This window comes from Microcoleus sp. (genome assembly GCF_049646505.1).
Taxonomy (GTDB): domain Bacteria; phylum Cyanobacteriota; class Cyanobacteriia; order Cyanobacteriales; family Microcoleaceae; genus Microcoleus.
This window is the reverse complement of the sequence record NZ_JBARVX010000129.1, coordinates 1-20,961: the sequence shown is the minus strand read 5'-3', so window position 1 is coordinate 20,961 and position 20,961 is coordinate 1. Positions and strand designations below refer to the sequence as shown.

Sequence of the window (20,961 nt, the reverse complement as noted above, 5' to 3'; positions counted from 1 at the left end):
CTCCGGGGGACAGCACTAATGACTACCCTTCCACTTCGGGAGCGGGCAAAATGACTGATGACTAATGACTAATGACTAATGACTAATGACTAATGACTAATGACTGATGACTAATGACTAATGACTGATGACTGATGACTAATGACTAATGACTAATGACTAATGACTAATGACTTCTTCCTTCATCCTTCATTGAGGTAATTTATGAGAGAATTAATCAGAGCGATTCGCGTAACCTTAGTTTTGTGGGGAATCACCGCAATTATTTATCCCTTAATCGTGCTAGCAATCGGTCAACTCGCTTTCAACTCGCAGGCAAACGGGAGCTTAATTACTAAACAAGGAGTTGTAGTCGGTTCATCCTTAATCGGTCAATCATTCAGTTCGGATAAATATTTTTGGAGTCGCCCCACCACCACAAATTACAGCAGCTTTGCACCTACTGATTTCGACCAAACAAAGGCAGATAATTTAACTCAAAGAACGGGGGTTTCGGGAGCTAGCAACCTTGCTCCCAGTAACTCGGATTTGCTGAATCGAGGCAATGAGAAAGATGGTTTTCAAGGCGTGCAAGTAGAATTAGCCCGCCTCAACCAAGCTGGCATCAAACCGACTGCTGATTTAGTCTACACCTCTGGCTCTGGCCTCGATCCGCACATTAGTGTAGAATCAGCTAGGGCGCAAATTGAGCGGATAGCACAAGTGCGATCGCTCAATCTCAATCAAGTAGAAATTTTGGTGTCTAAAAATACAGACGGCAGATTTATCGGAATTTTCGGCGAACCGGGAGTTAACGTCCTCAAACTAAATTTAGCTCTCGACAGTTTACAATAGTCATTAGTCATTGGTCATCAGTCATTAGTCATTAGGAAATTGTTGAATGTTGACTGTTGACTGTTAACTGTTGACTGTTGACTGTTGACTGTTGACTGTTAACTGTTAACTGTTGACTGTTGACTGTTGACTGTTTTCCTGCCAACTAACAACTAACAACTAACAACTAACAACTAACAACTGCCAACTAACAACTGCCAACTGCCAACTGCCAACTGCCAACTGCCAACTGCCAACTGCCAACTATCAACTGCCAACTGCCAACTGCCAACTGCCAACTGCCAACTGCCAACTGTCAACTGCCAACTGCCAACTGCCAACTGCCAACTGCCAACTGCCAACTTATCTATTAAGCTATGATTCACTCTAGCGAACTCACAAACAATCCAGATGAGGTTTACGCCCAACCTAACCGCACTTACGATCGCCCGCGCCGTCGGGGAAAGCACAAAATATTTATCGGTATGGCCCCCGGTGTAGGCAAAACTTTCCGAATGCTAGAAGAAGGGCACAGGCTCAAATCTGAAGGCATAGATGTGGCGATCGGACTGTTAGAAACTCACGGGCGGAAAGAAACAGCATCTAAAGCGGAAGGACTGGAAATAGTCCCGCTAAAAACAATGCTGCGAAGCGAAAAAAAGCTCGCAGAAATGGATGCGGAGGCAGTCATACAACGCCGCCCTCAATTAGCATTAATTGACGAACTCGCCCATACAAATATTCCCGGTTCTCTGCGAGAAAAACGATATCAAGATGTCGAAGAAGTTCTGAATGCTGGAATTGATGTTTTCTCCACCCTCAACATTCAGCACATCGAAAGCCTCAACGATTTAGTAGCGCGAATTACCGGAGTTGTAGTCAGAGAAAGAATTCCCGATCGCATTCTAGAAGAAGCTGACGAAGTAGTGGTGATCGATGTCACGCCAGAAACTCTAGAAACAAGATTGTTAGAAGGCAAAATTTACGCTCCCGAAAAAATCGAACAATCTTTAAAAAACTTTTTCCAGCGCCGTCATTTAATTGCTTTGCGAGAACTGGCTTTGCGAGAAGTTGCAGACAATATTGAAGACGGTGCAGAAACTTTAAAAGGTCAAGTTTGCAACATTCACGAACGAGTTTTAGTCTGCCTCTCCACTTATCCCAATTCCTTGCAATTGCTGCGGCGGGGCGGAAGGATTGCTAACTACATGAATGCTCCATTTTATGCTTTGTTTGTTAACGATCCCGACAAATTTTTAACAAAAGCAGAAAGCTTGCACGTTGAAACTTGTGAAAAACTATGTAAGGAATTTAACGGACAATTTTTGCGGGTAAACGGTAACAATATAGCCCAAGCAATTACGGATGTAGCCAAACATTATCGAATTACTCAAATTGTGATCGGCGAAAGCCAGCAATCGCGGTGGAAATTGCTGCTGCGGGGTTCCTTGACTCAAAAGTTAGTGCGATCGCTCAAACACGTAGATTTGCACATCATTGCTACTGATAAAAGTCATTAGTCAGTTGGCAGTTGTTAGTTGGCAGTTGGCAGTTGGCAGTTGGCAGTTGTTAGTAGTCAGTAGTCAGTAGTTATTAGTTAGTAGTCAGTAGTCAGTAGTTATTCGTTATTAGTTATTAGTTATTAGTTATTAGACCTCTTGCAAAAGTCAAATTTACCCCCCTTAGTCCCCACTTATTACTGGGAGAAACACGAATAATCTTGCTCCCTCCACTTAATAAGGGGAGGGTTGGGGTGGGGTGCTTTGGATTTTTGCAAGAGTTCTATTAGTCATTTTAGCCTGAGCGAAGTCGAAGGCTAGTCATTAGTCATCAATCATATGATATTATATCCGCTCGATTATCTTCACAGAAAAGGTTTGTAGTGCGGTCAATCGACATGACACGATATTATTAGTCATCATTCTGATGATGTTTGGTAAATTAACCAAAATTTCAGCATGGGATTACTGCACCAAAAATCTCTAATTCATACTAACAATTTATATCAACCCGCCACCACCGCGCGACCAAATTCGATCGCCGATAATTCAAAGGAGATCGTATCGCAACTGCAACTTTAGGATGGTAGCATACTCTAGCATAAGACGGATGCGCTAAAAGTATTTACCTGTTATAGTCGCAATTGCTAAACTGATTAAAAGTGCGATCGTCATGGTAGATCATTACATTCTCAACTTGCTAGCCATTGGCATCCTCCTGCTGACAGTCACCTTGGGTTCGGGATGGATTTCGCGATTGCCACTGTCTTATGCCTTAATTTATCTAGTTGTCGGTATCGGGTTGGGGCCTTACGGTATCAAGCTGATTGAATTGCGCCCCGACGCTCAATTTTTGGAAAGACTTGCAGAATTTGTAGTTATTGTTTCTCTGTTCAGTTGCGGCTTAAAAATGAATCGCCCGCTGCAATTTTGGGCTTGGAATTCCACAGTACGGCTGATCGGTTTTTTAATGCCAATTTCGATTTGTGCTGTGGCTGCGCTAGCTCATTGGTTTGTGAAATTAGATTGGGGGCCTGCTATTTTATTGGGAGCAATCCTCGCTCCCACAGATCCAGTTTTAGCATCAGAAGTTCAGTTAGCCGATCTAGACGATCGCGATGAATTGCGTTTTGGTTTAACATCGGAAGGCGGCTTAAACGATGCTTTAGCTTTTCCGTTTGTTTACTTCGGCATTTATGCGATGAAAGATAACAACTGGTCGAACTGGTTTTCGCAGTGGGCAGCAGTTGATTTAATTTGGGCGATCGCCACAGGTATCGTCATGGGCATTTTAGTAGCTAAAGCCGTCACGGGGATTGATAAAAGACTGCAACGCCACAAACCGGCAGATGAATTAATGGAAGATTTCATTGCCCTCAGTACAATTCTGCTCACCTATTCCCTCACAGAAGTAATCAACGGATACGGATTTCTGGCAGTTTTTGTAGCAGGAATTGTGGTGCAGCGCAGTTACCACCACCCAGAAAAACCGCTTTCCCAACTGCACTTTACCGAGCGCGTAGAAAAGTTAATGGAAGTAGGAACTCTTTTACTATTAGGTTCGCTGCTCCGCCTAGAACCTATGCTCGCTTTTGGAGGCTACTCCCTCTTAGTAGGTGGATTCTTGATTTTTTTGATTCGACCTGTGGGAGCTTGGATCAGTACAATCGGCAGTCCTTTACATCCAGCCAGCCGCTTGCTGTGCGGTTGGTTTGGCATTCGCGGGGTCGGTTCTATCTATTATCTTACCTATGCTTTAGGTCACGGTTTGAAAGGAGAAACTGCCGAAAAACTTGCTTGGATTACTTTTTCAACCATTGTACTTTCTGTGATAGTCCACGGCATTAGTTCCACCCCGTTAATGAACTGGTACGAGCGCCGAATTAAACCAAAAGTACCGGATTTAATTTAATCCATAGAAATTTTCATTGTCGATCGCCCAAACCTCTCCCATCCCCTACAATAAATATCTCACCCCATTTCCCCCTGGTGACACGATGCCATCCACCCTCACCCAACCCGACACCCTCAGCCTAGAACTCCCCACCTCTACGGTTCTCCACGTAACCCCCGAACAGTTCGAGGAACTTGCGGCTGCCAATCCCGATTTAAGATTAGAACGAACGGCGCGAGGAGAATTAATCGTGAATCCACCTACAGGAGGCGAATCAGGATATCGTAATGTCAAAATTTCCTACTTTTTAGTCAAGTGGGTCGAAGAGGAGGGGGGTCACGGTATACCCTTCGACTCCTCCACAGGATTTATCCTTCCCAGCGGTGCTCGCCGTTCCCCGGATGCCTCCTGGGTGCGACGAGAACGATGGGAAGCTCTGAGTCCCGAACAACGCCGAGGATTCGTTCCCCTGTGTCCCGATTTTGTAGTGGAACTGCGATCGGCTACAGATAGCCTTGCTAAACTGCAAGAGAAAATGCAGGAATATCTCAACAATGGTGCGAGATTGGGATGGTTAATTGACCCTCAGAATCAACGAGTCGAAATCTACCGTCCGGGGCAAGAAATCCAGGTTTTAGAACATCCCGCAGAACTTTCTGGAGAGGATGTATTACCCGGATTTATCTTAAACTTACGACGAATTTTGCAGTGAATTAGAGGATACTTTTCAGGGTAAATTTCCCTACCCGCCTTCTTGCTCATCCAGAATGATGACTGGTTTCACCCCAACTAATAAAGCCAGTTCCCGCCACTTCCAATAACAATCTACCTCACCAAAACCAATTTCTCTAAACCAGCGCAATTGCGTTTCCACATCCAGCAATTTATTAGACGGATCGTCGGGCGAATCGCTAATACCAAGCGCCTCTCTAAACTTCTCGTGCAAAGCCTTTGTTGGGGACGCTACGTGCTCCAAATTGCCAAAAATGCCTCCGGGTTCCAAAAGCTCAAAAATCTCGGTGTAGAGGGCAAATTTGCGATCGTCATTTACGTGATGGATCGCAAAACTAGAAACCACCGCATCAAACTTGCCCAAATCCGGCAGCGGTTCGTCAAAATTGTGCTCGATTACCGTGACATTCTGGTCATCAGCAAAGCGAATTCTGGCTTTTTCCAGCATTGTCGGCGAAAAGTCGATCGCCACACATTCAACATTCGGGCGATTCCCTGCGGGATAGCTTCGCCGCGCGTACTTCAGCAAACCCAACAACCGCCCATCACCCGTACCCACATCCAGAATCCGCTTGACATCTTTCGGCACCTCCTCCAACAAAACCGCCTCACCCTCAGTGCGGTGAGGAATACCATCAGCCTTAGCCAGATACCACAAAGCGTGCTCCGCCGAATCCCAAAGATTCACTTGACTCATAATTTTTTAACCCTCATAAATCTCGCCATTTTTGCGAGTAAAAATCCAGCTATTACCATCAGCTTTAGCAATTAAATCATCATCGGGATAATTTGCTGAATCTCCCGGAGTGCAATCGCCAACTTCCAGATAAACCACATCAGCATTCGTGCGGTTAACCAAATGATGCCCGTCAGCATCACCAGCCCGAAAACCCGCCGCCATACCCGGTTGCAGCACTTCCTCACCCGCATTAGAAATCAGAACAATCTCCCCTTCCAGAACATAGATTAACTCATCTTGCCTGGTGTGCCAATGCCTGAGAGCAGAACAACTTCCCGGTGCCAGCCGCACCAAATTTACCCCAAAATTCTGCAATCCGGCAGCATTCCCCAAGCGTTTTTTCACCCTTCCCGCCACCGCAGATTGAAATTGCAGGGGATAATTCGAGCCTGTAATATCCGGCACATTTTCAGGATTCACAATCATAAAAATACTCCTTTCAGTATTCGTGACATCTCTTTCTTTTCTTGCTTCGCGTACTTCGCGTCTTCGCGGTTAATTATTCCAAAAATTTTAAAGTAGTAGAATTTTCCCGAATCAGCCCGCACAAAAAAAATACCCCCATCCGTGAAAATCGGCAGCCAAGGTTTACCCGGAGAATCAGCAATCATAATTTACTCGGCATGATTTCCCCTAACCGCTTGCAGGCCTTCTCCCCTGCGAAAAGTAGTCACCGCAGGCCACTGAAAAACCTTTTTTTTGTTTCTTTCAAACAAATCAGCAGGCGCATCAACGCCATCTACAGAAACCGATCGAAATCGCTGAACCATAAAGCTAAATTAGCCCCCAATCCTCAAACCAAAACCACAGCCAGAGAGACAATTCTAATACCATTTTTCTAAAGATGTTGTACTACCCCCCCCACTCCCCCCCGAAATAAGGGGGGGTTGGGGGGGTAATATCTAGCGCTACTTTATGAAATTGGTATAATTTCTGCTTTCATCGATCGCAAAAAGTCCTTAAATCCAGGCTCATCAAGATTTTACACCCGCTGGCAGTCGCCCGTCACCCTAACATCCCACCTCCGACAGTTTCCGCAACCCATTAAGAATGTGTTATATAATATTTAGATTCATTAAGAAATATTGCACAAATGCTCGTTTCACCCTCTGGCGCCAGCAAACTCAAAGAATCTTTAAAAGAAAAAGTATTCTTTGGGAATGAGCCAACCCCCGAACTCATAGCCATCTTACTGATTTACTTCGTCCAAGGCATTCTCGGACTAGCTCGCTTAGCCGTCAGCTTCTTCCTGAAAGACGATCTTGGCATGACTCCGGCCGAAGTATCAGCAATGATGGGTGTTGTCGCCCTACCTTGGATTATCAAACCCTTGTTCGGCTTCATGTCGGACGGTTTGCCCATATTCGGCTACCGCAGACGACCTTACATCGTCCTCTCCGGGCTCTTGGGCACGTCAGCATGGGTGAGCCTCGCAACAATTGTACACACGCCGCTGGCCGCCACAGGGGCGATCGCCCTGAGTTCCCTCTCCCTCGCCGTCAGCGACGTAATCGCCGACTCCCTAATAGTCGAAAGAGCTAGAAAAGAATCCGTCGCCGACGCAGGTTCCCTGCAATCCCTATCCTGGGGCGCATCAGCCCTCGGCGGACTAATCACCGCCTACCTCAGCGGCTACCTGATGCAACACTTGGGCACCCACACCATCTTTTTGATCACCGCATCTTTCCCCCTAATCGTATCAGCAACAGCCTGGTTAATTTCCGAAGAAAAAGTCAACAAACAAACCGACTTTGACACAGTAAAAAACCAATTCAAACAACTGCGGCAAGCTGTTACCCAAAAAACAATTTGGTTGCCCACCGCCTTCCTCTTCCTGTGGCAAGCCACCCCAAGCTCCGACTCAGCCTTCTTCTTCTTCACCACCAACGAATTAGGCTTTCAACCAGAATTTCTCGGTAGAGTGCGCCTCGTCACCAGCATTGCCTCCCTTTTAGGTATTTGGCTGTTTCAGCGATACCTCAAAGCAATTCCATTTAGAGTAATTTTTGGCTGGTCAACAGTCATTGCAACAGCCTTGGGTCTGACTACATTATTATTAGTAACTCATGCCAACCGAGCATTAGGAATAGACGACCAGTGGTTCAGCATCGGAGACAGCCTGATCCTGACAGTAATCGGACAAATTGCCTATATGCCAGTGCTGGTACTCTCAGCGCGATTGTGTCCTCCCGGTGTCGAAGCTACATTATTTGCCGTGTTAATGTCAGTCACCAACTTAGCCGGACTTTTGTCCCACGAAGGCGGTGCACTTTTGACCCACTTACTCGGAATTACCGATCGCAATTTTGACAACCTCTGGCTGCTAATAGTCATCACCAACCTCTCCACACTGCTACCCCTGCCATTCCTAGGTTGGCTTCCGGCAGAAAATGCAGAAAGTGGCGACCAAAACGATCGACAATCGCTCCCCCTACTAGAAGCAGAACTAGGAGGCGCAAAACAAGGCGGCAAGAACTTCATACCCGAATATTTTCCCGACTTAGTACCGACAGTCAGGTCAGAAAAACGCACCGCAGATAGCTAAAGAAGTCATTAGTCATTAGTTATTAGTGATTAGGAAGAATTCAAAATTTGGGATTTCTTCAATTTTGACTAATGACCAATGCCTTTGTGTCCCTTTCCTATTGTCCCACTGTCCCACTCTCCCACTTTCACCCTCTCTGCGCCCTCTGCGCCCTCTGCGGTTAAATCAATAAAAGCTTATTCTACCCATGCAAAACTTACAAACTTCCCAACCCCAAACACCCGCCCAAAAACCATCATACACGCGCACAGACTGGCAGCGCGGCTACGAATCCCAACCCAGCGAATCCGACTACTGGATTGACGACATCGAAGGCGAAATCCCACAAGGCTTGCAAGGCACATTCTTTCGCAACGGGCCCGGTTTGCTAGATGTCAACGGCCAGCGCATCCATCACCCCTTCGACGGCGACGGAATGGTTTGTGCGATCGCAATTTCCGACAGCCGCGCCCACTTCCGCAACAGATTCGTCCGCACCGAAGGCTACCTAGCCGAACAAAAAGCCGGAAAAATCCTGCACCGAGGCGTTTTCGGCACACAGAAACCCGGAGGCTGGCTTAGCAACATCTTTGACATCAAAATCAAAAACATAGCCAACACCAACATCATTTATTGGGGCGACAAACTGTTAGCACTCTGGGAAGCAGCACAGCCCTACAGACTCGACCCCCGGAGCCTAGAAACACTCGGATTAGACACCCTAGACGGCATCTTAGAACCCGGTGAAGCCTTCGCCGCCCACCCCAGAATTGAAAAAGGCAAAAACGGTAAAGGAGACAGATTAGTCAACTTTTCCGTCAAGCCCGGTTTGTCAAGTACAATCACCATTTACGAACTCGACACAAGCGGCAAACTTTTACAAAAACACGCCCATGCAATACCGGGTTTTGCCTTTTTGCACGACATGGTAATTACCCCGAATTACTGCATATTCTTCCAAAATCCCGTCAGCTTCAATCCCCTACCATTCTTGTTAGGAATGCGGAGTGCATCCCAGTGCATTCAATTTTCGCCCAACCGCCCGACGCAAGCAATTTTAATTCCCCGCAACGGCACCGACGAGGTAAAAGTATTAGAAACCGAACCTTGTTTTGTCTTCCACCACTGCAACGCCTGGGAAGAAAACGGCGAAGTTTTTGTTGATTCTGTTTGCTACGACTCATTCCCAACCGTCGAGGCGGACGGCGATTTTCGCGAGATTGATTTTGACAGCATTCCAGCGGGGGAATTGTGGCGGTTCAAGTTAAATTTGAATGAAAAAACTGTCAACCATCAAGTAATTGAAACTCGGTGCTGCGAGTTTCCGACATTGCATCCCAACAACGTCGGACAGCCTTACCGATATCTTTATATTGGCGCTGCGGATGCTCCGGCGGGAAATGCTCCTTTGCAAGCTATTCTTAAAATGGATTTCCAGACAGGAGAACAGCAAATTTGGAGTGCTGCGCCGCGCGGTTTTGCGGGGGAACCTGTTTTTGTTCCCCGTCCCGGTGCTGTGGCGGAGGATGACGGCTGGCTGCTGGTTTTGATGTATGATGCGGCTAATCACCGATCGACCTTAGCGATTCTAGATGCTAGCGACATCACCAAAGGGCCTCTAGCGCGCCTGCATTTAAAACAGCACATTCCCTACGGTTTGCACGGAAGTTTTACACCAAATGTACTGCTTCCTATCGATTCGCAGTAACTGTTAGCGATGCAAGAGGGACTCAAAGTGCAATGAAAAAGGTTCGCTCGTTCGGAATGCGAGTCCGCATCCATAACTAGGACTAAGTTCAGAACGATCGAACCTTTGTTGTAAATGGTTAGCTGTAGCAATGCTCACAAAATTTTCAATTGTCAAATATCCATAATTAATGCAAATTGTAAACAAAAATAATCTCAAAAAACTACTCGTTTTAATTTGCAGCACAGTCATATTTTTGGCAATTGTTTTATCTGTTTACTCTCACAATGCTAATGCCCAAGAGTCTTACAAATTATCTCCAGAAATCTCTGTAACACCAAAAGGCTTGGTTGAGATCAAAATGACAGTAATTGGAGTAGATCCGGTTAAAAACGAATTAGAAACCCGCTTGCAGTTTGAGCTCAAAGGTATTTACAAAAAAGGGCCAACTTACCCTGCTCAAGATTTGTTAATGACAGTTAACGGTGCTAATGTTAAGGATTCGGAAATTTCCTTTAAAGAAGGCAAGCCGATGATTGTCCCGACATTGAAGTTCAATTTAGTCAAGGGAAAAATCAACAATTATCCCTTTGACAGGCACATTGCGAAAGTAGCTATTTCGATCGATCCGCTACCTTCTATCGGCAAAAAATTTGCCCCCTTTGAACTGAATCCCGTGCCGCTGGTATTTAATTTCAATGCGGATGTTCCAGGTTTCGACATTACTTACCAGCCGCTGGAGGAGAATTCATCGATCTTTATTTATATCGATGTTTCTGCAACTCGATCGCTTCCAGTGAAATTCTTTGCCTTGGTGATTATTGTGATTATGTGGGTGCTGTCAATTATGGCACTGTTGCTAGCACTAAAAGTCATGCAATCTGGCAAGTTGCCGGAAGTGGGAATGCTGAGTTGGACTGCTGTGATGCTGTTTGCTTTTCCGGCTATTCGCAACGCTCAGCCGGGAGTGCCGCCAGTGGGAACTGCCAGCGATTTCCTGTCGTTTTTTTGGACTGAAATTATTGTGGTGGTGGCGTTGGTGATTATTGGTAGCTGTTGGTTGAAGCGGTATCATCCGCCGATTGAATGATAGCGGGAATTGGGGATTGGGAATTGGGCATTGGCCCGCGCAGGGCATTGGAGCTAACTAATGACTAATAACTAATGACTAATGACTGTTAACTGTTGACTGTTAACTGTTGACTGTTGACTGTTGACTGTTGACTGTTAACTGTTGACTGTTGACTGTTAACTGTTAACTGTTGACTGTTGACTGTTGACTACTGACTACTAAGAGGGCGGGCACGCACCATCCACCGCCCCTACTAATTACTAATCTCAATTTTTGATTTGTAAATTCTCAATATCCTTCGCCGGCACTCCCAAACCTCGTAAAATAGTAAAAGCAATTATTCGATATCCCGACGGATTCGGGTGTACGCCATCGGCGGCTAACAAATTCAGAGTTTTTCCGGCGTGTTTTTGATAGGTGCCGATTACTTCCCGAAAAGGTGCATTCAAATCGATAAACAAGCACTGATTTTTTAGGGCGATTTCTCGCATCGCGGCAACATATTCTTGCAACCGGCGATTTTCGGGGCCGTCGAGAATCTCGCGGATTGGAGTAGGAGAAAGCAGCACGACTCGAATTCCTGCGGCTTTGGCTGCTAGTACCATTTGAGTTATTTTATCTATATATTCTGTCAGAGATACTCCTGTTGCTAAGTTGCCTTGCGGATAAAATTGCAGGTTTTGAAAGTCAAAAAAGGCGTGCCAAACGTCGTTGACTCCGGCGTTGATGGTGACTAAATCTGGATGTTTGTCGATCGCATCTTTCTGAAAACGCGCTTGCATATCAGTTGCCTTGTTGCCGGAGATGCCGGCGTTGACGATTTCGATTTGGCGATCGGGATAAAGGGCATTCAGGTAGCGCTGCAGCAGCCAAACGTAACCTCCGGGGTATTTTCCCGCCTCGGTGATGCTGTCGCCCACTGTCACAATTTTGCGCTTGCCGGCGAGCACGTTCTGGATTTCTGGCGGCGGCGTTGCTTGGGATACGGGTTCTGTAAACACGGGAATTAAAGAGTGAGGAATGTTGAAGATGATAACAGCAGCAATTACGGCGAGGGCTAGTCTGATTAACACTTGCTGTTTTGGGGTTTTGGGGCGGGGCGATATCGCTTTTGCAGACATTATTATGCAGTTTCTGATTAAATTTTTAACTACTTTTCACGCTCAGCAATTATATCGGTTTTTTACCGTGTTTTATTGCTTGATTAAAAATTGTCAAGAACCGGGTTTTTCAGAAATAAGCTGTCGCGCATTTAAATTGAAGACAGAGACGGGTTCTCCTGCCCATTCCACAATAATAATTGTAGAAAAATTGACTGTCAAATTAGATGCAAAGCAGCTTACAAGCAGCTTGATACTTTCTCAGCAGGCGGATTGTTGCCCTCCCAGCAGCGGATCGAACCTTTTTTTCCTCTGAGTAAAAGCGGGTTTTGAGGTCGATCGGTGCCGATGGACAGACCCGACAGTTTAAAATGAACGAGTAGCTAGTGGCGATCGCCCTTTTGGCCCATGAGTTCCGATCTAGTTCCTCTGCTTCCCAAAGTATCGATCGGCCGCCGCGCTGCGGCTTTCTGCATCGATGCGATCGCAGTTTGGCTGCCCAGTTTGCTTCTGGGCGCTAATCCGATCGTCCAAACCATCTTTTTTTTCCTGCTGTGGATGATCCTGCGCGTACCCATTGTCAGGAAAAACCAAGGTCAAAGTATCGGGCGCTGGGCCTTGGACATGAAAATTACCGATAGCAGATACCAACGGATGCCCGGAGTGCAAGAACTCTGCAAGCGCGAGGGATTGCTGGGCATTTGCGCCGCCCTAGCCTTCGCAGGGGTTGGGGGACTGACATCTACCAACGCCGCCGTCTTGCTGCTGATGCTGCCGCTGGCGATCGACTGCAGCATTGCCTTCATCGACACCGCCCGGTTTCCTCAAGCTTTCCACGATCGGTTCAGCAAGACGATCGTCATCGGCACCAAGCGCGGCTACTCCCTCGACATCAAAGTTAGAAGATTGCTTGACCAAGTGCAGGCTAATGTGAGAAGATAACAAATTGTGTTTAAATTAGTCGAAATTTATTTAGAATTATGGCTAAAGGCGTCCGGATCATAATTACTCTAGAGTGTACTGAGTGCCGAACAAACGCGAGCAAACGCTCGAAAGGCGTGTCTCGGTACACCACGACCAAGAACCGCCGCAACACGACGGCGCGGCTGGAACTCAAAAAGTTCTGCCCCCACTGCAACAAGCACACTGCCCACAAAGAAATTAAGTAGTGATTAGTCATTAGTCAGTTGTTATTGGTCAGTTGTTATTGGTCAACAGTCAACAGCCAACAGTCAACAGTCAACAGTCAACAAACAAAGAACCATGACTTACTTTCGCCGGCGCGTTTCGCCCATAAAACCAGGAGACCCGATCGACTATAAAGATGTCGATTTGCTCAAAAAATACGTCACAGAACGCGGTAAAATTTTGCCCCGCCGGATTACCGGTTTGACGGCAAAACAGCAGCGAGACTTGACCAGAAGCATCAAAAGAGCAAGAATTGTAGCTTTGATGCCCTTCGTAAACCAAGAAGGCTAAATCGATTTGGGATTTGAGATTTTAGATTTTGGAAAACAAATAGGACTTACGCGAAAACAACGTCTTTTTGTCGGAAGCGAAAATCGCCAATCGCTCGCAAGATTGGGTATTGAGTCGGTGGTGCGTAAGTCTTAATCAAAGTCTAAAAAGTTAAAAATTAAAGTACAAAAAGCACAACTTTTTAGATGTAATTTTTAACAATAGATGTCAAGAATGTAAACATCCAAAATCTAAAATCCCCCGCTCGCGATCGGACAAAGAGCAGTAAAAGTTTCCAATAAAAAATTAAACAACTGGCAAGTGGAGAAGGGAACGTTAGTAGAAATTAGAGTGCACGGCGACCGCCGTCTGGCCGTTGCCGATCGCCCCGACGGGAAAAAAAACTGGGTCGTGGTAGACGAAAACGGTCAACCGCACAGCATACCGCCCAAACAAATTAGCTACGAAGCAGCCGGAGAAACTTACAAACCCTCCGACATTTCCAAATTTATCAAAGAAGTAGAAGCTTACTCAGATCCGTCGAGTCTAGAAGTGGCTTGGGAAATCCTCGCGGGCGACGGAGAAACGACAGATCCCGAATCCCTGGCAATGCTGCTATTTTCAGATCGCAGTGCGGCCCAGTGTTACGCTGCTTACTGTTTGCTATCAACAGACAAACTGTATTTCAAACAAAAGGGCGATCGCTACGAACCGCGCTCGGCCGCCCAAGTAGCCGAAATCAAACACCAGCAAGAAGTAGAACAGCAGCGACACCAAGAATCCCAAGGATTTTGGGATCGAGTCAAACAGCGGCTGGCTGGGGAAAATGTCGAGTGGATTAATAGCGATCGAACTCGCCTCGACGCGCTAGAACGCTTTGCAACCCTCGGAGAAGAAGCCACGCACCGCACCCCGGCCTTAGAAACTTTAGCCAGCTTAGAACGCTCCGAAAACCCCGAAGCAGCATTTCAACTCCTAGTCGAACTCGGCCTGTGGAGCACCCACGAAAACCTGTTTTTGCGGCGCAGCCAAATTCCCCTACAATTCTCCGCAAAGGTATTAGAAGTGGCCCAAAGCTGCCTAGAAAATCCCCCAACCGACTCGGAGACAAACCGTCTCGACTTAACTCACCTCAAGGTTTACACGATCGACGACGAAAGCACCACCGAAATCGACGACGGACTAAGCTTAGAATTCCTCGAAAACGGCCAGCAGCGGCTGTGGATACACATTGCCGATCCCACCAGCTTGCTTTCCCCCGGAGACGAACTAGACCTCGAAGCCAGAAAGCGCACGACTACAGTTTATCTGCCCACGGGCATGATCCCCATGTTTCCCCCAGCATTGGCAACCGGGCCGATGAGTTTAATTCAAGGCAAAAAGTGCAGCGCCCTCAGCTTCAGCGTCTCCTTAGACGAAACCGGCGCAGCTTGCGATTACAGCGTCCACATCAGCACGATCGAACCAACCTACCGCTTAACCTACGATGATGTAGACGAAATGCTGGAGTTGGGAATCGAAGCAGAACCGGAAATAGGGGCGATCGCCACTGCGGCAAAACTGCGGCAAAAATGGCGCGAAGTCCAAGGCGCAATCAACATTTTCATGCCCGAATCCGTTATCAAAGTCCGCGGCGAGGACATCGACATCCACGTCATCGACGACTCCACAGCCCGAATGCTAGTAGCTGAAATGATGATTTTAGCTGGCGAAGTCGCCGCCCGCTACGGTCAAACTCACAGCATACCAATTCCCTACCGCTATCAGCCCCAGCCAGAACTCCCCCCAGAGGAAGAACTGCTGGCCGTACCCGCAGGCCCCGCCCGCGCTTGCGCCGTGCGCCGCTGTATGCCCCGCAGCGAAATGGGTCTGACCCCCGGACGGCACGCAGGCTTGGGTTTGGAACTGTACACTCAAGTTACTTCTCCTATCCGCCGCTATACTGATTTGCTGACTCACTTCCAAATCAAAGCCCACCTGCGGGACGAACCGCTGCCTTTTTCAGCCCAAGAAATACAGGACATTGTGATGTGTCTCGGCACCGCAGTCAGAGAAGCCTCTACTGTCGAACGTCAAACCAACCGCTATTGGGGATTGGAATATTTGCGGCGCAACCCGGATGCAGTTTGGGAAGCTTTAATGCTGCGCTGGCTGAGGGAAGATAGCAATCTCGGATTGATTTTATTGGAGGAATTGGGTTTAGAATTGGCAATGCGATTTGGTCGATCGGTCGAAATAGGCGATCGATTTGAAGTCAAAGTCACACACTGCGATCCGCGATCGGATGCGATCAACTTCCAAGAAGTGATTCTTGAACCCGCACAATAGGATTTTCCATTTTTCGATTTGAGATTTTGGCAATCCAAAATCTTAGCGAGAGGAGTTATGCGCTGGCGGCGATCGACCAATAAGCTTAAGTTAGGAATCTCACCCGAATTTCGACTTGCGAATTTACGCGAAATCGCTCTTCAACCCGCCCAGGCGGGTTTTGTTTCTGTAGGGGCGGTTGAAACCGACGTCTCAGATCCTGTCGAGTCGATTACCATAACAAAAACGGATCGCGCGTGCGGAATCTGATTAAAGTCAATCGATCGCACACAACCTTAACTCAAATCTCAAATTTAAAATCACAAAATGGCCAACTCAATTCACCAAGTTCAGCCGCCCCTAGAATTCATACCCCCAGCCTACAACCCCCTAATCGTCCGGGGTAGTCAGCAAATACTCCCCTACTGGCTGCGATTTCGGACGAATATCAGCCACATTCAAGCCGAAAACGTCGAAACCCTCGCCGAACTATTCCACCAATTTCAAAATCAGAAAGTTCGCTTCTTGCTGGCCTTCCGCCACCCAAACTCCGACGATCCCTACTGTTTGGGACAACTCGTTTGGAAACTGGTTCCCCAAGTGGCGCGCCAAAAAGGGATTCCCCTGAAACTCCCGGTACATTCGCACTTTATTTACGATCGCGGCATTCCCCTCTGGGCCGGTTCAGGAGTCGGCTGGCTGTATTCTCGCCTCGGCGGTACTCCGATCGTTCGCGGTAAGATCGATCGCGCCGGATTGCGATCGGCCCGCGATTTATTCGCCAACAGCCAATTTCCCATCGCCGCCGCCCCAGAAGGCGCTACCAACGGTCACAATGAAATAGTCAGCCCCCTGGAACCGGGAATTGCTCAAATGGGCTTCTGGTGCGTTGAAGATTTGCACAAAGCCGGACGTACTGAGGAAAAAGTGTTAATTGTGCCGATCGGCATTCAATACCGCTATGTCAACCCACCTTGGGAACCCCTAGAAAAACTTTTAACTCAATTAGAAATAGATTGCGGGCTGCCACCCTTATATCGCACCAACGCCGCCAATTTAGAGGCAGAAAATTCCGCTCCCGAAGACCAAAATTACAAATTTCAATATCTGCGCCTGATTAGACTTGGCAGCCATTTATTAACAGTAATGTCAGAGTTTTACAGCCGTTTTTATCATAAAAATATACAGCCAACGACCTCTATTTTAACATCATTATCGCTGCCCGACACAACTGCCAACGATTCCGGCAATGAAGTGATGGTTGCTCGACTGACAGCACTGTTAGACGTGGCTTTGCAAGTAGCAGAAGAATATTTTAACTTAAAGCCCAAAGGTAGTTTGATAGACCGCTGCCGCCGTCTGGAACAAGCAGGCTGGGACTATATTTATCGAGAAGATATCAAAGATATTGCAGCACTTTGTCCCTTAGAAAGAGGATTAGCCGATCGCCTGGCCGAAGAAGCAAGTCTGCGGATGTGGCACATGAGACTTGTCGAAAGTTTCGTCTCCGTTACCGGTCGGTACGTCCAAGAAAAACTGACCGCAGAACGTTTGGCAGAGACAACTTTACTGCTGTGGGACGTACTGACTCGCATCAAAGGCGGAAATCCTTTCGGGCGACCTTCTTTGGGCAAACAGCAGGTGCAAATGACCGTGGGCGAACCGATATCAGTGGGCGATCGCTGGGAGGGATATCAAAAGGGCCGCAGGTTAGCCGTTGCCGAACTCACTCAAGATTTGCAATCAGCTTTAGAAGCAATGATTAATTAGTCAGTAGTCAGTAGTCAGTAGTTAGTAGTCAGTAGTTAGTAGTTAGTAGTTATTGGTTATTGGTTATTGGTTGTTGGTTATTGGTTGTTGGTTATTGGTTATTGGTTATTGGTTGTTGGTTGTTGGTTATTGGTTATTGGTTATTGGTTATTGGTTACTTGCTACGAATTCCCAATCCCTCCGCTTCGCTCCGCCCAATTCTCAATTCCTAACCACAAATAACAACTAACAACTAACAACTAACAGTCAGCAGTCAACAGCCAACAGTCAACAGTTAACAGTCAACAGTCATCAGTCAACAGTTAACAGTCATCAGTTAACTAAAGCCTGCAACTGCCAACAAGTTGTTATAGACTTGAGAAAGAGGTATAATGAACCACTAATAATCAACGAGCCATAATAAAACTAAAAAAATTACCGATGAATAACAAACCTATCGATTTGTTTACTAACTCAATCAAAGTCAAGCTCCTGAATCATTTAGCACAAGAATTACTCACCCCGCTCACTTCGGTCATCGGCATGGCGAGCGTGTTGAACCAAGAAATTTATGGCCCGTTGACGAGCAAGCAAAAAGAATATATCGACGTGATTCAAGAGAGCAGCCAGTCTTTGCGATCGCTAGTTGAAGAAATTTTGGAACTGTCAGAGCTCGATGAATCCGCCTTCACCTTGAAGCGAGTCGCAGTCGATATAGAAGGTTTGTGTCAGCAAGTAGTGACAACCCTGTCGGCGGCGGCAACCAGGCGAGAGCAAGAAATTAATTTGTCGATCGGGCCCGGGCCGCGCATCTGGTTGGCCGATAAGGATAAAGTTCAGCAAATGCTGCGCCACTTAATTTTTAGCATTATTCAATCCGCTGGGGCAGGCAGCGTGATTCGAGTCCACGTTTCTCGGAAAGAACATGGTATCAACATCGGAGTTTGGGTTTTTCATCCTTGGTTGGGAGAAACTTTGCCCCATGCTACACTCTACTCCGACTACTTGTTGAAGGTGGGAGTCGGTAGCGGTTCGCCATCGAACTCCGAAACCGGCTCCCCGGAAGTCGAACCGCAACTCGCGACACAGACAGAGCATTCTCGGCGATTAATGCTGGCGTTTTCTGAGTTGGCGGCTTTAGTGGCCGAGAATGCTGCCGATACCGCACCGGTGTTAGCTGGTTGCGGGGCCAGAGAACGCTTGGGGCTGCTGCTTTGCTGTCAGTTGGCGGAAATTCAAGGCGGCAAACTCTCGATTCAAGGCACCCCGGAATCTGGATATCGCTACGTGCTCTGGCTCCCCTGCACCAATGCTACGGAGTTGTTGGAAGGATGAAGTCAGTTGGCAGTTGGTAGTTGACAGGAAAGCAGTTGACAGGAAAGCAGTTGGTAGTTGACAGGAAAGCAGTTGACAGGAAAGCAGTTGGCAGTTGACAGGAAAGCAGTTGGCAGTTGACAGGAAAGCAGTTGTTAACAGTCAACAGCTAACAGTTAACAGTTAACAGCTAACAGTTAACAGCTAACAATTCCCTAATGACTAATGACTAATGACTAATGACTAATGACTAATGACTAATGACTAATGACTAATGACTAATGACTAATGACTAATGACTAATGACTAATGACTAATTACAAATCTAAAATAGAAATGAATTCAGTTTGGCAACAGTTAAGTCTGGCAAATTTGCCGCTCTCTCAGTGGCAAAGTGGCAGTTATTTATTGAATTGGACGATCGGCAATGCGCGCAGTTGGCGGCAGAGTAGCTGGCTCATGCAGTGGGCGGAACCGCTGGGTTTTGTTTTGCTGGCTTTGACGTTCAGTATGGGCCCGTTTGTGAACAATGCCTTGGTGGGGGTGTTGATGGCGGCTGGTGCTGCTTTTTGGATGCTGCTGACTGTTTCTGACGATCGCGCGATCGTCGCCCTGACACCCATTCACTTGCTGGTACTGCTGTACTGGGGCATTGCTACCGTCGCCACCGCGATGTCGCCAGTCAAAGGCGCGGCTTTTATCGGTTGGAGCAAACTAACGCTGTATTTGCTGTTTTTTGCCCTAATGGCGCGGATCTTGCGAGATTCCCGCTGGCGCTCCTGGTTGATTGCCGTATATTTAAATGTCGCTCTAGTTGTCAGTTTCTACGGCGTGCGGCAGTGGATCGATAAAGTGCCGCCATTAGCTACTTGGAACGATCCGACTTCAACTCAAGCGGATTTCACGCGAGTTTACAGCTTTTTGGGCAATCCAAACTTGCTCGGTGCCTATTTGCTGCCAGCAATTGCTTTGAGCGCCGCCGCACTTTTTGTGTGGAAAGGATGGGGAACAAAACTTTTAGCCTTGACGATGCTGGTGGTGAATTGCGCGTGTTTGCGCTACACCGACAGCCGGGGTGCTTGGATCGGTTTTGTGGCTCTGCTTGTCGTGTTTTTAGTGCTGCTTTGGTACTGGTACAGCCCTTCGATGCCTCGGTTCTGGCGCACTTGGGCGCTGCCGTTAGGGTTGGGAGGTTTGGCTGGAGCCTTAATTTTGGGAGTGGCTTTAGTGGAGCCTTTGCGCTATCGAGTTTTGAGTATGTTTGTCGGCCGCGGCGACAGCAGCAACAATTTTCGGATTAATGTTTGGACGGCGGTGATTGATATGATTCGCGATCGGCCAATTCTCGGAATAGGCCCCGGAAACACTGCCTTTAATAAAGTTTATCCGCTTTATATGAAGCCGAGATTCACTGCTTTGAGCGCTTATTCCGTGCTGCTGGAAATTGCCGTAGAAACTGGCTTTATCGGTTTAATGTGTTTCCTGTGGCTGCTGACTGTCACCGTCAATCAAGGTTTGTTGCAGATCCAAAGATTGCGCGACGCGCAATTTAATATCTCTAATGTAGAGCAAGAATCTCTCAATTTCAAATCGAATCAAGGGTTTTGGTTGATTGGGGCGATCGCAACTTTAACCGGCATGATGGTTCACGGTTTTGTCGATACCGTTTGGTACAGACCAGAAGTTAATATGCTGTGGTGGTTGATGGTGGCGATTATTGCTAGTTTTTACAGCAACCGACAGCAGGAAGACTCAGCTTTGACCGAAAGCTAGTAGACACAAATGCTGGCACAGAAGAACATCTGTTCTTTTGCAAAAAGCATTTGTTTCTTTTAGTGCTTTCCCCGAAGCTCGCCGGTTGCAGGAACTCTTCGAGCTTTTGATATCATCGTCGGTAAATTACCATCACAAAAACGGATCGCGCGTGCGATCCAATTTTATTGTTGTCAATCTGTTAGAGAGTCGATGGCAGGGTGTCCCCCACCATCTCTCCTACAAAACCGGGAAGAGCGACTTTCACCGCACACGGCTCCTGAGTGATGTAATCCTGGTTATGGATACAGTATGATCGCA

General features: G+C 47.2%; 19 protein-coding genes. 14 read left to right on the top strand and 5 right to left on the bottom strand.

Features of this window, described 5'->3' with window-relative positions; genetic code table 11:
* The first annotated feature begins 204 nt into the window (after positions 1-204).
* Positions 205-834, top strand: coding sequence for a K(+)-transporting ATPase subunit C (gene kdpC, locus WBA89_RS07590; protein ID WP_424405270.1), 630 nt, complete (start codon positions 205-207; stop codon positions 832-834).
* Positions 835-1,007: 173 nt separating this feature from the next.
* Here the strand turns inward: kdpC and WBA89_RS07585 are convergent, their stop codons facing one another.
* On the bottom strand, positions 1,008-1,199 hold the full coding sequence (locus WBA89_RS07585) for a hypothetical protein (RefSeq protein WP_424405269.1): 192 nt from the start codon (positions 1,197-1,199) through the stop codon (positions 1,008-1,010).
* Between WBA89_RS07585 and WBA89_RS07580 the strand changes: the two genes are divergently transcribed.
* The 3 genes from WBA89_RS07580 to WBA89_RS07570 all read left to right on the top strand — a co-directional run bounded on the left by WBA89_RS07580 (position 1,191) and on the right by WBA89_RS07570 (position 4,918).
* The gene (locus WBA89_RS07580; RefSeq protein WP_424405267.1) at positions 1,191-2,333 is read left to right on the top strand and encodes a universal stress protein; all 1,143 of its coding nucleotides are present in this window, start codon (positions 1,191-1,193) and stop codon (positions 2,331-2,333) included. The genes WBA89_RS07585 and WBA89_RS07580 overlap by 9 nt on opposite strands.
* A gap of 652 nt (positions 2,334-2,985) precedes the next feature.
* Positions 2,986-4,224, top strand: coding sequence for a cation:proton antiporter (locus tag WBA89_RS07575; RefSeq protein ID WP_424405265.1), 1,239 nt, complete (start codon positions 2,986-2,988; stop codon positions 4,222-4,224).
* A gap of 85 nt (positions 4,225-4,309) precedes the next feature.
* Positions 4,310-4,918: a Uma2 family endonuclease gene (locus tag WBA89_RS07570; protein WP_424405274.1), complete on the top strand. Its 609-nt coding sequence runs from the start codon at positions 4,310-4,312 to the stop codon at positions 4,916-4,918.
* A 30-nt stretch (positions 4,919-4,948) separates the two neighbouring features.
* Here the strand turns inward: WBA89_RS07570 and WBA89_RS07565 are convergent, their stop codons facing one another.
* From WBA89_RS07565 to WBA89_RS07555, 3 genes are all read right to left on the bottom strand, one after another.
* Entirely contained in the window at positions 4,949-5,635 is a 687-nt protein-coding gene (locus tag WBA89_RS07565) for a class I SAM-dependent methyltransferase (RefSeq protein ID WP_424405263.1), read from the bottom strand.
* 6 nt (positions 5,636-5,641) lie between these two features.
* Positions 5,642-6,103, bottom strand: a complete 462-nt coding sequence (locus WBA89_RS07560) for a cupin domain-containing protein (RefSeq protein WP_424405261.1) — start codon at positions 6,101-6,103, stop codon at positions 5,642-5,644.
* A gap of 188 nt (positions 6,104-6,291) precedes the next feature.
* Entirely contained in the window at positions 6,292-6,447 is a 156-nt protein-coding gene (locus WBA89_RS07555; RefSeq protein ID WP_424405259.1) for a hypothetical protein, read from the bottom strand.
* 323 nt (positions 6,448-6,770) lie between these two features.
* On the opposite strand from WBA89_RS07555, the gene WBA89_RS07550 reads away from it, so the two are divergent.
* The 3 genes from WBA89_RS07550 to WBA89_RS07540 all read left to right on the top strand — a co-directional run bounded on the left by WBA89_RS07550 (position 6,771) and on the right by WBA89_RS07540 (position 10,978).
* Positions 6,771-8,222, top strand: a complete 1,452-nt coding sequence (locus tag WBA89_RS07550) for a folate/biopterin family MFS transporter (protein WP_424405257.1) — start codon at positions 6,771-6,773, stop codon at positions 8,220-8,222.
* A 187-nt stretch (positions 8,223-8,409) separates the two neighbouring features.
* Positions 8,410-9,909 carry a carotenoid oxygenase family protein gene (locus tag WBA89_RS07545; protein WP_424405255.1) on the top strand — a complete coding sequence of 500 codons (1,500 nt, stop codon included), beginning with the start codon at positions 8,410-8,412 and terminating at the stop codon, positions 9,907-9,909.
* Between the two features lie 169 nt (positions 9,910-10,078).
* Positions 10,079-10,978, top strand: coding sequence for a DUF4436 family protein (locus WBA89_RS07540; RefSeq protein ID WP_424405253.1), 900 nt, complete (start codon positions 10,079-10,081; stop codon positions 10,976-10,978).
* 248 nt (positions 10,979-11,226) lie between these two features.
* Here the strand turns inward: WBA89_RS07540 and WBA89_RS07535 are convergent, their stop codons facing one another.
* Positions 11,227-12,081 (bottom strand): SGNH/GDSL hydrolase family protein, encoded by an 855-nt coding sequence (locus tag WBA89_RS07535; protein WP_424405251.1) that lies wholly within the window; start codon positions 12,079-12,081, stop codon positions 11,227-11,229.
* Between the two features lie 387 nt (positions 12,082-12,468).
* Here WBA89_RS07535 and WBA89_RS07530 point away from each other — a divergent pair, with 387 nt between their 5' ends.
* The 7 genes from WBA89_RS07530 (at position 12,469) to WBA89_RS07500 (ending at position 20,661) form a co-directional block, all read left to right on the top strand.
* Positions 12,469-13,002 (top strand): RDD family protein, encoded by a 534-nt coding sequence (locus tag WBA89_RS07530; protein WP_424405249.1) that lies wholly within the window; start codon positions 12,469-12,471, stop codon positions 13,000-13,002.
* 38 nt (positions 13,003-13,040) lie between these two features.
* Complete coding sequence (gene rpmG, locus WBA89_RS07525) at positions 13,041-13,229, top strand: 50S ribosomal protein L33 (RefSeq protein WP_015175916.1); 189 nt, start codon at positions 13,041-13,043, stop codon at positions 13,227-13,229.
* A 94-nt stretch (positions 13,230-13,323) separates the two neighbouring features.
* Positions 13,324-13,539 carry a 30S ribosomal protein S18 gene (rpsR, locus tag WBA89_RS07520; protein ID WP_006631377.1) on the top strand — a complete coding sequence of 72 codons (216 nt, stop codon included), beginning with the start codon at positions 13,324-13,326 and terminating at the stop codon, positions 13,537-13,539.
* Positions 13,540-13,839: 300 nt separating this feature from the next.
* Positions 13,840-15,846, top strand: coding sequence for a ribonuclease catalytic domain-containing protein (locus WBA89_RS07515; RefSeq protein ID WP_424405246.1), 2,007 nt, complete (start codon positions 13,840-13,842; stop codon positions 15,844-15,846).
* A 306-nt stretch (positions 15,847-16,152) separates the two neighbouring features.
* Positions 16,153-17,595, top strand: coding sequence for a 1-acyl-sn-glycerol-3-phosphate acyltransferase (locus WBA89_RS07510; RefSeq protein WP_424405244.1), 1,443 nt, complete (start codon positions 16,153-16,155; stop codon positions 17,593-17,595).
* A gap of 420 nt (positions 17,596-18,015) precedes the next feature.
* Positions 18,016-18,909 (top strand): sensor histidine kinase, encoded by an 894-nt coding sequence (locus WBA89_RS07505; protein WP_424405242.1) that lies wholly within the window; start codon positions 18,016-18,018, stop codon positions 18,907-18,909.
* 315 nt (positions 18,910-19,224) lie between these two features.
* Positions 19,225-20,661, top strand: a complete 1,437-nt coding sequence (locus tag WBA89_RS07500) for an IctB family putative bicarbonate transporter (RefSeq protein ID WP_424405272.1) — start codon at positions 19,225-19,227, stop codon at positions 20,659-20,661.
* Positions 20,662-20,961: the final 300 nt, after the last annotated feature.

What these genes read in the sequence shown, in the direction of transcription:
- kdpC (WP_424405270.1), top strand. Translation starts at nt 205, where the DNA reads ATGAGAGAATTAATCAGAGCGATTCGCGTAACCTTAGTTTTGTGGGGA.
- WBA89_RS07580 (WP_424405267.1), top strand. Translation starts at nt 1,191, where the DNA reads ATGATTCACTCTAGCGAACTCACAAACAATCCAGATGAGGTTTACGCC.
- WBA89_RS07575 (WP_424405265.1), top strand. Translation starts at nt 2,986, where the DNA reads ATGGTAGATCATTACATTCTCAACTTGCTAGCCATTGGCATCCTCCTG.
- WBA89_RS07570 (WP_424405274.1), top strand. Translation starts at nt 4,310, where the DNA reads ATGCCATCCACCCTCACCCAACCCGACACCCTCAGCCTAGAACTCCCC.
- WBA89_RS07565 (WP_424405263.1), bottom strand. Translation starts at nt 5,635, where the DNA reads ATGAGTCAAGTGAATCTTTGGGATTCGGCGGAGCACGCTTTGTGGTAT.
- WBA89_RS07560 (WP_424405261.1), bottom strand. Translation starts at nt 6,103, where the DNA reads ATGATTGTGAATCCTGAAAATGTGCCGGATATTACAGGCTCGAATTAT.
- WBA89_RS07555 (WP_424405259.1), bottom strand. Translation starts at nt 6,447, where the DNA reads ATGGTTCAGCGATTTCGATCGGTTTCTGTAGATGGCGTTGATGCGCCT.
- WBA89_RS07550 (WP_424405257.1), top strand. Translation starts at nt 6,771, where the DNA reads ATGCTCGTTTCACCCTCTGGCGCCAGCAAACTCAAAGAATCTTTAAAA.
- WBA89_RS07545 (WP_424405255.1), top strand. Translation starts at nt 8,410, where the DNA reads ATGCAAAACTTACAAACTTCCCAACCCCAAACACCCGCCCAAAAACCA.
- WBA89_RS07540 (WP_424405253.1), top strand. Translation starts at nt 10,079, where the DNA reads ATGCAAATTGTAAACAAAAATAATCTCAAAAAACTACTCGTTTTAATT.
- WBA89_RS07535 (WP_424405251.1), bottom strand. Translation starts at nt 12,081, where the DNA reads ATGTCTGCAAAAGCGATATCGCCCCGCCCCAAAACCCCAAAACAGCAA.
- WBA89_RS07530 (WP_424405249.1), top strand. Translation starts at nt 12,469, where the DNA reads ATGAGTTCCGATCTAGTTCCTCTGCTTCCCAAAGTATCGATCGGCCGC.
- rpmG (WP_015175916.1), top strand. Translation starts at nt 13,041, where the DNA reads ATGGCTAAAGGCGTCCGGATCATAATTACTCTAGAGTGTACTGAGTGC.
- rpsR (WP_006631377.1), top strand. Translation starts at nt 13,324, where the DNA reads ATGACTTACTTTCGCCGGCGCGTTTCGCCCATAAAACCAGGAGACCCG.
- WBA89_RS07510 (WP_424405244.1), top strand. Translation starts at nt 16,153, where the DNA reads ATGGCCAACTCAATTCACCAAGTTCAGCCGCCCCTAGAATTCATACCC.
- WBA89_RS07505 (WP_424405242.1), top strand. Translation starts at nt 18,016, where the DNA reads ATGAATAACAAACCTATCGATTTGTTTACTAACTCAATCAAAGTCAAG.
- WBA89_RS07500 (WP_424405272.1), top strand. Translation starts at nt 19,225, where the DNA reads ATGAATTCAGTTTGGCAACAGTTAAGTCTGGCAAATTTGCCGCTCTCT.